This window comes from Paramuribaculum intestinale (assembly GCF_003024925.1).
Classification (GTDB): Bacteria; Bacteroidota; Bacteroidia; order Bacteroidales; family Muribaculaceae; genus Paramuribaculum; species Paramuribaculum intestinale.
In genome coordinates, this window is the sequence record NZ_PUED01000101.1 from 1 (window position 1) to 9,457 (window position 9,457).

9 protein-coding genes and 1 tRNA gene are annotated in these 9,457 nt (G+C 56.0%); 6 read left to right on the plus strand and 4 right to left on the minus strand.

The window, feature by feature from the left end; translation table 11 throughout:
• Nucleotides 1-13: 13 nt before the first annotated feature.
• From C5O24_RS08365 to C5O24_RS08375, 3 genes are all read right to left on the minus strand, one after another.
• Nucleotides 14-766, minus strand: coding sequence for a hypothetical protein (locus C5O24_RS08365; protein WP_107036961.1), 753 nt, complete (start codon nucleotides 764-766; stop codon nucleotides 14-16).
• Nucleotides 763-1,254 carry an RNA polymerase sigma factor gene (locus tag C5O24_RS08370; protein ID WP_107036962.1) on the minus strand — a complete coding sequence of 164 codons (492 nt, stop codon included), beginning with the start codon at nucleotides 1,252-1,254 and terminating at the stop codon, nucleotides 763-765. Before C5O24_RS08370 ends, C5O24_RS08365 begins: the two co-directional genes overlap by 4 nt.
• Nucleotides 1,255-1,432: 178 nt before the next feature.
• Nucleotides 1,433-2,770, minus strand: a complete 1,338-nt coding sequence (locus C5O24_RS08375; RefSeq protein WP_107036963.1) for an NADP-specific glutamate dehydrogenase — start codon at nucleotides 2,768-2,770, stop codon at nucleotides 1,433-1,435.
• A gap of 279 nt (nucleotides 2,771-3,049) precedes the next feature.
• On the opposite strand from C5O24_RS08375, the gene C5O24_RS08380 reads away from it, so the two are divergent.
• The 6 genes from C5O24_RS08380 to C5O24_RS08405 all read left to right on the plus strand — a co-directional run bounded on the left by C5O24_RS08380 (nucleotide 3,050) and on the right by C5O24_RS08405 (nucleotide 9,144).
• A complete protein-coding gene (locus C5O24_RS08380; protein ID WP_370524017.1) occupies nucleotides 3,050-4,822 on the plus strand; it encodes a DEAD/DEAH box helicase in 1,773 nt (590 codons plus the stop codon).
• A gap of 6 nt (nucleotides 4,823-4,828) precedes the next feature.
• Nucleotides 4,829-5,476: a DUF3256 family protein gene (locus C5O24_RS08385; protein WP_107036965.1), complete on the plus strand. Its 648-nt coding sequence runs from the start codon at nucleotides 4,829-4,831 to the stop codon at nucleotides 5,474-5,476.
• Entirely contained in the window at nucleotides 5,443-6,819 is a 1,377-nt protein-coding gene (xseA, locus tag C5O24_RS08390; protein ID WP_133165509.1) for an exodeoxyribonuclease VII large subunit, read from the plus strand. Before C5O24_RS08385 ends, xseA begins: the two co-directional genes overlap by 34 nt.
• A 24-nt stretch (nucleotides 6,820-6,843) precedes the next feature.
• Complete coding sequence (gene xseB / locus C5O24_RS08395) at nucleotides 6,844-7,062, plus strand: exodeoxyribonuclease VII small subunit (protein ID WP_107036967.1); 219 nt, start codon at nucleotides 6,844-6,846, stop codon at nucleotides 7,060-7,062.
• A gap of 87 nt (nucleotides 7,063-7,149) precedes the next feature.
• On the plus strand, nucleotides 7,150-8,814 hold the full coding sequence (locus C5O24_RS08400; RefSeq protein WP_107681698.1) for an AMP-binding protein: 1,665 nt from the start codon (nucleotides 7,150-7,152) through the stop codon (nucleotides 8,812-8,814).
• A gap of 245 nt (nucleotides 8,815-9,059) precedes the next feature.
• Nucleotides 9,060-9,144 (plus strand) — tRNA-Leu (locus tag C5O24_RS08405).
• A gap of 162 nt (nucleotides 9,145-9,306) precedes the next feature.
• Here the strand turns inward: C5O24_RS08405 and C5O24_RS08410 are convergent.
• A complete protein-coding gene (locus C5O24_RS08410) occupies nucleotides 9,307-9,447 on the minus strand; it encodes a transposase (RefSeq protein WP_420920342.1) in 141 nt (46 codons plus the stop codon).
• Nucleotides 9,448-9,457: the final 10 nt, after the last annotated feature.

Here is a 9,457-nt window from a genome sequence, read left to right on the forward strand (position 1 = left end):
AGGTATTGATCTATCAGTCGAAATATTCGATCGAGGTGGTTTCCAGCATCATCAGATGAGGTTTTCTCGACATATCGGATATTCTGAAACACGTCAGCCTGCCTCCATAGTCGGAAAACTTGGCGACGAAGCCTACAGTGCCATCCTTCATCCATCCGTTCACAGTAGTGGCATTGCCTTCACGGTCCACAACCATCCGACGATCGAACATTTCGAGGAACTTCCTGCTGTCGTAGCAGAAAATCACCGACATGCCGCGCAAAAAATCAGCAGGCACCGACGATTCGAGTTTCTGACCATCGAAAAAAACTTCTCCTTCGGGCAATATCCTGATGAAGTGCTGTTGACCTTGTACAACCCAGTCCAATGTTATGCCGGCATTCACCGAATCCGAATAATAGTTCATCACCACAGGGGTCATCTCTCCGTCGGGCGACAGCCTGAACGGCCTGATGTGTGTGGATGGGAGCATCCTTGCCTGCAATTCGATGCGACACCCCTTGGATGAACGCAGTTTCTCTATACCGAGCTCCATGGTCTTTTCGGCGGCCACGGTAGTGTCGGGACGCGAAAGAAGCAATCCGATACCGACGCCTATCACCAACACCGCCGCCACACGTCCCACATGATGCAGCAAACGCGCCAGACGGTTACGGCGATGTCGCGGCATCACAAACTTCATCCGCGTCACGGGTGCATGCTTCGGAGTCAAAGCCTCGATCAGACGGCCGTAATCCCTCTCATTTTGGTCGGTGGAGTGGTTCATAACACATCGTATTTTAATCTTAACAACTCAAGCCCTTGATAATAGCGGCGTTTTGCGGTGGCGGCCGACACACCAAGGACTTCGGCTATATTGTCGAACGTCATCGAACCATAGATCCTGAGCCTTATGACCTCGCTGCACGTTTCGGGCAAGCCCGACAGCATGATGCTGACACGCTGGAACTCATCTTCGAAACAGGCCGACGGCTCGGAAATCAGCCGCTCAACTTCAGGCGAGTCGAGCGACAGACATCTGACGCTACGGGCATTAGACACACAGGCGTTGAACAGCGACCTATAGACATAGCCGGGCATATTGCCCACCGGACAAGAGGCGTCGTAGCCCTCGGCCATGCGCAGATATACATCGTGGAGTATATCCTCGGCATCGGCCGCGCTCCCGACATGGTAGCACACATAGCGGAAAAGCTGCTGCTTGTGCGATTCCATATAATCGGTCAGTTGTCGTATGAATTTGTGCCTGTCCATGCTGTATAATAAGAGTCAACCGCAACCACATTAGTCCGCATTCCGATGCATTTAACTCTTTTTTAACACACCACGGCGCATATACCGATCGAAAACAGAGATCCGGCAGCACACTCCACCATGCGAGGCGGCGATGTGCGGCCGGATCTTATTCTTATTGCCGTGCAGGGGTTACGCGTCAGAGAATACCCTGAGCCATCATGGCACGCGCCACCTTCATGAAGCCGGCCACGTTGGCACCCTTGACATAGTTGACAAATCCGTCGGACTCCTTGCCGAACAGCTCGCACTGATGATGTATGTCGGCCATGATCTGGCGGAGCTTTGAGTCGACCTCCTCGGCGCTCCACGAGAGCTTCTGGGAGTTCTGGGCCATTTCCAGACCGCTCACCGACACTCCGCCGGCATTGGCGGCCTTGCCCGGAGCATAAAGTATGCGTGCGGCAAGGAACTCCTTGATAGCGTCGGGGGTCGAAGGCATGTTGGCGCCTTCGCTGACAGCGATCACACCCTGCTTGAGGAGCGCGCGGGCGTCGTCGCCGTCAAGCTCGTTCTGCGTGGCCGAGGGCATTGCGATGTCGCAGTCGACAATCTGCCAGGGGCGCTCTCCGGGATGATACGGCAGTTCGTACTCCTCGGCGAACTCTCTGATGCGTCCGCGATAGATGTTCTTCAGACGGAACACATAGTCCATCTGCTCCTGGGTCAGTCCGTCGGGGATAACCACTGTGCCGTCGGAATCGCTAAGGCTCACCACCTTGGCGCCAAGCGATATGAGCTTCTCGGCGGTGTACGTAGCCACATTACCCGATCCGGATATAGCCACACGCTTGCCAGCTATGTCGATACCACGCGTCTGCAGCATATTGAGCAGGAAGTAGACATTGCCGTAGCCTGTAGCCTCGGGACGTATCAGCGAACCGCCGAATTCACGACCCTTGCCCGTGAAGGTACCGGTATTCTCGCGAGCCATCTTCTTGTACATGCCATACATATAGCCTACCTCGCGGCCACCTACGCCGATATCTCCGGCGGGCACGTCGGTGTCCGCTCCGATCTGTCGCCACAGCTCCTGGATAAAGGCCTGACAGAAGCGCATCACCTCCATGTCGCTCTTGCCTCTGGGCGAGAAGTCGGAGCCACCCTTTGCGCCACCCATGGCGAGGGTGGTCAGCGAGTTCTTGAAAGTCTGCTCGAAGGCGAGAAACTTCAGTATCGACTGGTTGACCGACGAGTGGAAACGTATGCCACCCTTGTACGGGCCTATGGCGTTATTGTGCTGGATGCGCCATCCCATGTTGTTGCGCACCTGGCCTTTGTCGTCGACCCAGCTGACACGGAAGGAGAATATCCGGTCGGGGATGCAGAGGCGTTCAATGAGATTGTAGCGCTCAAACTCGGGATACTCGTTGTAGGTATCCTCGATGGTGGTGATCACCTCCTCCACCGCCTGGATATACTCCGGCTCGTTGGGGAAGCGACGCTTGAGATCGGCGAGTACTTCTGTTGCTTTCATTCTGTTAGATTAAACGTTGGAAAAACCAACTTTTGTTAAGTAATATGTGTAAATCCGACAGCAAATGTAAAGCATTTTTACCAACCGCGCAAGAAAAAGCGGCAAAAATGCATTTTCATGCACGATTTTTTCCATCGAAGCATGAAATCGTCATCTATCCGACCGTCGGACATGGTCGCAGGGGTCGCATTTACATCGCAAAATCATTATACCGATTAAATTGTTATAGGGTTGAAGTATTTTTATTACCTTTGTAACTTCATTATATTTCAATAAATCATGACATTTGAAGAATTGGGCGTCAACGAGAACCTCCGCCGCGCCATCGAAGAACTGGGTTTTGAATCACCGATGCCGGTGCAGGAGAAAGTCATACCGCATCTGCTCGGCGAAGGCGCCGAGGGCGATGTGGTGGCTCTCGCACAGACCGGTACCGGAAAGACTGCCGCATTCGGCCTCCCGGTGCTTCAGCGCATCGACCCCGAGATGCGGAGGCCTCAGGCGCTCATCCTTTCCCCCACCCGCGAACTATGCCTGCAGATCGGCTCTGATCTGGCCGACTTTTCAAAGTATATGCCGCAGATCAAGGTGCTCCCCGTCTATGGCGGCTCATCGATCGAGAGCCAGATACGCTCTCTGAAAAACGGAGTGCAGATCATCGTGGCCACTCCCGGACGACTGATCGACCTTATAAAGCGCGGAGTGGTGGATCTGAGCGGAGTGCACACAGTGGTGCTCGACGAGGCCGACGAGATGCTCAATATGGGTTTTCTCGACTCCATCGACGAGATACTCTCATGCGTTCCGGCCGACCGCAAGATGCTGATGTTCTCGGCCACAATGCCCAACGAGATAGCCCGCATAGCCCGCAAATACATGCATGAGCCCACGGAGTTCGTGATAGGCAACCGCAACGAAGGATCGGCCAATGTGAAGCATATCTACTACATGGTCAACGCCAAGGACAAATACCTCGCTCTTAAACGCATAGCCGACAACTCGCCCAACATCTACGCCATCATATTCTGCCGCACACGACGCGATACGCAGGAGATTGCCGACAAACTGATAGCCGACGGCTACAACGCCGAAGCGCTCCACGGCGACCTGTCGCAACAGCAGCGCGACATAGTGATGCGCAAATTCCGCGACGGAGTGGTATCGCTGCTCGTGGCCACCGACGTGGCCGCCCGCGGACTCGACGTAGACGATCTGACCCATGTGATCAACTACGGACTGCCCGACGATCCGGCCGTGTACACCCATCGCTCCGGCCGCACGGGACGCGCCGGCAAGACCGGAGTGTCGATAGCCATCATACACTCGCGCGAGAAAGGCAAACTGCGCGAGATCGAGAAGAAGATCGGCAAGAGATTCGAGCGCAAGGAGGTGCCTACGCCTGAGCACATCATCGAAAAGCAGCTCTACAATCTGGCCGACCGGATAGAGAAGGTGAAGGTCGACGACGAAGAGATCGACAAATATCTGCCCGGGGTGAGCCGCAAGCTCGGATGGCTTTCGCAGGAAGACCTGCTGAAGAGAGTGCTTTCGCTCGAATTCAACCGTCTGCTCGACTACTACCGCGACGCGCCCGTGATAGACTTCATCGACGAGAAGCCCCGCCGCGAGAAACCCGAACGCCCTAAAAACGACCAGGACAAGGACCGGCGCACGGCTCAGCGCGGCATGGCACGCATTTATGTCAACGCAGGCAAGGCCGACGGCTTTTTTGCCGGCAACCTCATCGATATGCTCAACCATACGGTGGAGGGCAAGCGTGTCGACGTGGGACGCATAGACCTGATGCCGGGATATTCGCTTTTTGACGTGCCCAAGGCCGACGCCCGACGGGTGGTGGGCGCGCTCTCCGGAGCAGAATACGCCGGAAAACGCATCTACAGCGAGATAGCCGATCCCGACAAGGACTACGCCCGCGCATCGGCCCGTAAGAAACGCGGAGCCGTGGCTGAAGAGAAGCCCGAAACCACCTACGAATATTTCCTCAAGAAAAACCGCGGGGGCACCAAGAAAAGCTCCCGGAAGAAAAAATAACGACCTATGAAGATCCTACGCACCGTAACGCTCATGGCCGCTTTGGCCGCAGCCGCCGCGGGAGCATCCGCACAGTCGCCGCTGACTGCCTCCAAGGTCTTTGTCGAAGCTCCGCGACAGGTGTTCCCGCTGCTCGACCGCAACGCCAGACTCGACATGATCGATTACTTCGAAAACGGCATGACCAACACCACCGCCAACGCCATGCAGGGACAGTCGGCCGTGACGGCCATCAGTCCGTTGAGCCTCAGCGTTAAAATGACCGATTCTTCGAGCTACGAGCTTGACCTGCTGCCAACGGCCAAAGGCGACACGCTGGTGATGCTTATATCGACAGTGGCCACACCGGCTCCCGACAGCAAAATAAGCATCAGAAGCTCCGACTGGCGGACCGATATGACAGCATCGGCATTCACTCGTCCGACACTCGACCAGTGGCTCACCGACAAGGGGCGCGACAACAAGGTAGAAGTGGAGGCGTTCGTGCCGTTCCTGCTGATCAGCTACTCCTACGACCCTTCATCGGCGGTGTTGAAACTGACCAACAACACCCGCCAGTTTCTGTCGTCGGACATATATGAGACCGTGGCGCCATATCTGCTGGGCGAGAAAAGCTACAGGTGGAACGGAAAAAAATTCACGCCGCTGAAATGATCCTCGACGCAGCCGTTCCCGTATCGGAAGATAGAGCCATCAGCCTGGGCGCGCTTACAGCCTGCATAGCCGGAAGATTGGCCACACCCGAACTGCGCGACGTATGGACCGTGGCGGAAGCCTCCGACATGCGCACCTCCGGCGGCCACTGCTATCTGGAGCTGATAGAAAAAAACGAAGCGACAGGAGCCGTCACAGCCCGCCTCAGAGCGATAATCTGGGCCTCGCAGTTCAACTGCCTGCAAATGAAATTCGCGGCCGTCACCGGACAGCGCATGTCGACAGGCATGAAGCTGCTCGTGCGCGGAACAGTCAATTTTCATAGCGCCTACGGCATGTCGCTGGTGATCACCGACGTCGATCCTTCCTTTACGGTAGGCGACGTGGAGCGGCGCCGGCGCGAGATACTGCAGCGGCTGACACGCGAAGGGATAGCCGAGATGAACAAACGGCTGCCATGGCCTGTTCCGGCGCTGCGCATAGCCGTGATTTCCGCTCCGGGAGCGGCCGGCTACGGCGACTTCATGCATCAGCTCTACGCCAACCCACAGCGTCTGCGATTCAGAGTCAGACTGTTTGAGGCCGTGATGCAGGGCGAACACACCACCGCCTCGGTGATCAACGCCCTCGAACGCATAGCCTCTGACGATGACGAATGGGACTGCGTGGTGATAATCCGCGGCGGCGGAGCCACCAGTGACCTGATATCATTTGACAGCTACGAACTGGCCTCCAACGTGGCTCAGTTCCCGCTGCCGGTGATAGTGGGGATAGGTCACGAACGCGACGTCACCGTGCTCGACTATGTGGCCGCCATGCGGGTAAAGACCCCGACAGCGGCAGCCGAATGGCTCGTCGGCCAGGCACAGACCCTGCTCGACGGATTGAGACGCACCGCCGCCGACATACTCCAGACCGTCACCGACCGCATAGGCGGATGCCGCACTCAGCTCGCCTACATAGAGGGACAACTGCCCCATGCCCCCAAGGCCGCCATCGAACGCGCCAACGCGATGATCGGCGCCAGAGCCATGCAGCTGTCGGGCGCAGCCACCGCCCGCACCGCGCCAGAACGCGCCCGCCTCACCGCCAAAGGCGAGAATATCGCTACTGCGGCCTGTGCAGCGATGGAACGCAGCCGTCAAAGACTCGACTCCACCGGCGCCCTGCTCGATGCCCTGTCGCCAATGGCCACGCTCAGACGCGGATATTCGATAACACGCATTGACGGACATGCCGTAAAATCGGTCGGACAGATGCCTGACGGCACAGTCATCGAAACGATCGTTGCCGACGGACGGGTAGTATCTACCGTCGGCGCCGACAACAATCATAATCAATAACAGCAAACGACCACTTACTGAACAATGGAAAACCAACCGAAGCCAGTAAAGGAACTGACCTACAACCAGGCCATCGGCGAGCTCGACTCGATATTGCGCACGATGCAGAGCGATTCGTGCGACATCGACAAGCTGACAGCCTACACCCGACGCGCCACCGAACTGCTGCGCGAGTGCCGTTCGCGGCTGACGGCCACCGACGAGGAGCTGCGCTCCATACTCGAAGGCCTCGAAAACAACTGACGGCGACAATCCGACAGCCGGCAACGAACCATTTGTGGCCGCACATCGTTGTTAGAACAGACACCCATATCACCGACAGCCACAACTATGTACGACGAAAACCTATTGCAGATATATGCCGACAGCTTCCGCGACAACTGGGATCTGCCGGCTGTCAGCGACTACACCTCAGGCGAGACACTGACCTACGGCCGACTGGCAGAACGCATAGCACGCACCCATCTCTTCCTTCGCGACTGCGGAGTGAAACAGGGCGACAAGATAGCCCTGCTCGGCAAGAACACCATATCATGGGTAGTGTCGTATATGGCCACCGTCACATATGGCGCGGTCATAGTGCCTATACTTCAGGACTTCAACGTCCAGGACGCACAGCATATCATCAACCACAGCGACTCGGTGATGCTCTTTGTCAGCGACTCGATATGGGAGAACATCGAATTCGAGAAGCTCCACCGCGTAAAGGTGGCCATGAGCCTTGACAACGCGAAAGTGCTGGCCGAACATCCCGACAATTCCGGCCGGGCGATCCGCGCCATAGGCCGCCTGCGCAAGGAGTTCGCCCGACAGCATCCCGAAGGATTCAGCCCGACGGAGATCGACTATCCCATCATGGCGCCCGATTCGCTTGCCGAGATCAATTACACCTCAGGCACCACAGGCTTCTCAAAAGGCGTGATGCTGACGCACAGCAATCTTGTGGGCAACGTGGTGTTCGGCATGCGATCCAAGCTCCACTACCGGGAGTCGCGATGCCTGTCGTTCCTTCCGCTGGCCCATGCCTACGGATGTGCTTTCGACATGCTCGTGCCTCTTGCCGTAGGCACACATATCACACTGTTCGGCAAGCTGCCGTCGCCCAAAGCGCTTCTGAAAGCCATGAGCGAGGTAAGGCCTAATCTGATACTGTGCGTGCCGCTCATACTCGAAAAGATCTACCGCAACCAGATACTCCCGGTCATCTCCCGGTCGTCGATGAAGCGTCTGATGGCGCTGCCGCTTCTCAACCGCACGGTCTACGCCAAGATCCGCAGCCGGCTGACCGAAGCATTCGGAGGAGAATTCGAAGAAGTGATAGCCGGCGGCGCTCCGCTCAACAGCGAAGTCGAAGCGTTTCCCCACCGCATCCGCTTCCGGTTCACCGTAGGCTACGGCATGACCGAATGCGGCCCCCTCATAAGCTATACCCCCTGGCAGACTTTCATTCCCGGCTCATCGGGACGCATTCTTCCGGTGATGGAAGTGAAGGTGACCAGCGACAAGCCGGAAGATATACCGGGCGAGATATGCGTGCGCGGACAGAACGTCATGAAGGGATATTACAAAAACACGGAGGCCACAGAGGCGGTGCTCGACAGCGACGGGTGGCTCCATACCGGCGACATGGGTACTGTAAGCCCTGACGGCACGATCTTCATAAAGGGACGCTACAAGACCATGATACTCTCCGCCAACGGCCAGAATATCTATCCCGAAGAGATCGAGGCAAAGCTCAACAATATGCCGTTTGTGGCTGAAAGTCTTGTAGTGGAGCGCGGAAAACGCCTGATAGCGCTCGTCTACCCCGACTACGAAGCCATGGACCGGCGCGGAGTCACGTCGGCCATGCTTCCGGAAATAATGGCCAAGGTGACCGAAAAGCTCAACCGGCTTGTAGCGCCCTACGAACGCATCGACCGGATACAGCTCATAGCCAACGAGTTTGAAAAGACGCCAAAACGATCGATCAAACGCTATCTTTACAACGCCTGAGTATAGCACCTTACCTGGATTGGAATGCTTTATCGTTATTGGCAATGACACAGACGCCGTTATCTTCACGGCCGACGACAAGACTTCAGGTATCATTTCATTATATCAGCTGAATTTCCAGTTGAGTGTCAGCCAAACCTGAGCCAAAAACGACCGAAATATGACGTTATTTTTGGCCAAATGGCAAAACTTCCTTAACTTTGTCCCCGGATTTCAGGCGCGACACCGGCGCCTGCTGCCGCAATGCCCGGATGGCGGAATCGGTAGACGCGACGGTCTCAAACACCGTTGGAGCAATCCATCCCGGTTCGAGCCCGGGTCCGGGTACCAATAACGACTGATAATCATCTGATTATTAGTCGTTATTTCTTTTATTAGGTGTACTAAAAGTGTACGATTGAAACGATTTATGGAAAATCAAATAAAGGTGATTAGGGGTCAAGCCGAAATCCCGGTGCATTTGTTAAAATTGAAGATTTTAAATGTTAAAGTTTAGGCGTATAGTTTGACGAGTCTGAAGATGAAGAAGTCTCGGTCTCTTACTCCACGCATCTGCGATCGGAAGATCTTGACCTTTGAGTTGAATGCCTCGGCCGAGGCGTTGGTGGCCCTCCTGCGAAAGTAGTTGATTATTGTCGGGGCA